This is a genomic window from Paraburkholderia sp., assembly GCF_036488795.1.
Lineage (GTDB): Bacteria > Pseudomonadota > Gammaproteobacteria > Burkholderiales > Burkholderiaceae > Paraburkholderia.
Genome location: NZ_DASXHA010000104.1, coordinates 1 through 1758, shown reverse-complemented (window position 1 = coordinate 1758; position 1758 = coordinate 1). Strand labels below are relative to the sequence as shown.

Annotated in this window: 2 protein-coding genes and 1 pseudogene; 1 reads left to right on the top strand and 2 read right to left on the bottom strand. The window is 64.1% G+C overall.

The window, feature by feature from the left end:
* The first annotated feature begins 94 nt into the window (after positions 1-94).
* Positions 95-1387: an FAD-dependent oxidoreductase gene (locus VGH41_RS15110; protein WP_331598270.1), complete on the top strand. Its 1293-nt coding sequence runs from the start codon at positions 95-97 to the stop codon at positions 1385-1387.
* A 3-nt stretch (positions 1388-1390) separates the two neighbouring features.
* Here the strand turns inward: VGH41_RS15110 and VGH41_RS15105 are convergent, their stop codons facing one another.
* Positions 1391-1528, bottom strand: a complete 138-nt coding sequence (locus VGH41_RS15105; protein WP_331598269.1) for a hypothetical protein — start codon at positions 1526-1528, stop codon at positions 1391-1393.
* 22 nt (positions 1529-1550) lie between these two features.
* A pseudogene (locus VGH41_RS15100) lies at positions 1551-1758 on the bottom strand (helix-turn-helix domain-containing protein); the annotation flags it as partial.

Genomic DNA, 1758 nt, shown 5'->3' with positions numbered 1-1758 from the left:
AGCCATAAATTAGCAGCGAAGACTCCGCGAGAACAGCGCCCTCGGCAGCAAGCAATGGGGGCCGACACCTCTTGTCGTCTCAAAGGAGCGTCAAATGTCCGAACCATTCCATGTCCTGATCATCGGCGGCGGCATCGGCGGACTCACCCTCGCGCAAGGTCTCAAGCGCAACGGAATCAGCGCGGCGGTCTACGAGCGTGATCGCACCCTAACCGACCGCTTGCAGGGCTACCGCGTGCACATCAGCCCAACCGGCGGCCTCGCCTTGCATGAGTGCCTGCCGCCGCATTTGTTCGATGTCTTCGACCGGACCTGCGGGGCGCCGACGTCGGCTTTGCGTTTTTTCACCGAGCAGATGCGCTTGCTGCTTGCGTTCGACGGAGATTTTGTTGCCGGCACCGATCCGGTCGCACGCCACCGTTCCGCGAGCCGCATCACGCTGCGCCAAGTGTTGCTGGCGGAGCTCGACAACGTGCATTTCGCCAAGACCTTCCAGCGCTATGAAGAACAGCGCGGACGCATCGTCGCATATTTCGACGACGGCACGAGGGCCGAGGGCGATCTTCTGGTTGCCGCCGACGGGGGCGGCTCGCGTGTACGCCGGCAGTTTCTGCCCGATGCGCAGCGCGTCGAGACCGGCGTGATCGGCATCGCCGGTAAAATCTTTCTCGACACGGCGCGCGAACGGATCGCGCGGCCGCTGCTCGACGGCATCAGCCTCGTTTCCGCACGCGGCGGCCTCGGGCTGTTTGTCGCGATCCAGGAGGTGACGGGCGGCCCGGTTGGCGGCATCGGCGGTAACGAGCCCGCCCTCGCCGGTGCCGGAAACCTGTACGATAATACGCGCAGCTACTTGATGTGGGGGCTCAGCGCCAAGCGCGAGAAATTCAGCCTCACCGACGTCGAACTCGCGGACAGCGCTGCGCTGGCGACGGCCGCCGCACGCGGCATGGCTGGCTGGTCGCGCGCTTTTCGTGACCTGGTCGACCTGGCCGACCCGACCACGATCTCGTGCCTCCCGATCCGCACCTCGGTTCCGGTTGCACCATGGCGCACGGGTCGCGTCACACTTCTCGGGGACGCGATCCATTCGATGACCCCGTATCGGGGCATCGGCGCGAACGTGGCGATCAAGGACGCCGCACGCCTCAAGCGAGCGTTGGTCGCGGCGCGGCGCGGTGAGCGCGCTCTCGACGATGCGATCCACGACTACGAAACCGGCATGCTGGACTACGGTTTTCGTGCCGTGCGCAATTCGCTCAAAGCAATGCACCAGACCGTCACGGACAGCCTGCCGGCGCTGATGATTTCGCGACTGACGTTGCGCGCTATCAACACGCTGCCGCCAGTAAAACACATCGTGGCGAGGCGATTGGGGGAGGAATGAGGTTCAGCCGGACGATTGCGGCTGCTCCTGCGCCACGAGTGCGTCGTCGCTATCCTTGGCACGCAGCGCCGCCGGACGAGCGCTGATTCGCCGCCAGTATTTCTCGAAGGCGGGACGTTTCTCGATTGTGCCGAACTGCATGCCAAAGCCGATTTACTGGGTGTCAGCGAGGGCCGTTTTCGACGTGCGACTTCAGCCGCGCCAACGCATCGTCCCATTGCTTGGATACTTGATCGAGATAATTTCGTACTTCCTCGATCGGCTGCGGCTCGAGCTCAAACAAGCTTTCGCGCCCGACGCGCACACTGCGGACCACACCGGCATTGGCGAGGACGCGGAGGTGCTTTGTCACCGCCTGCCGCGACAGATTG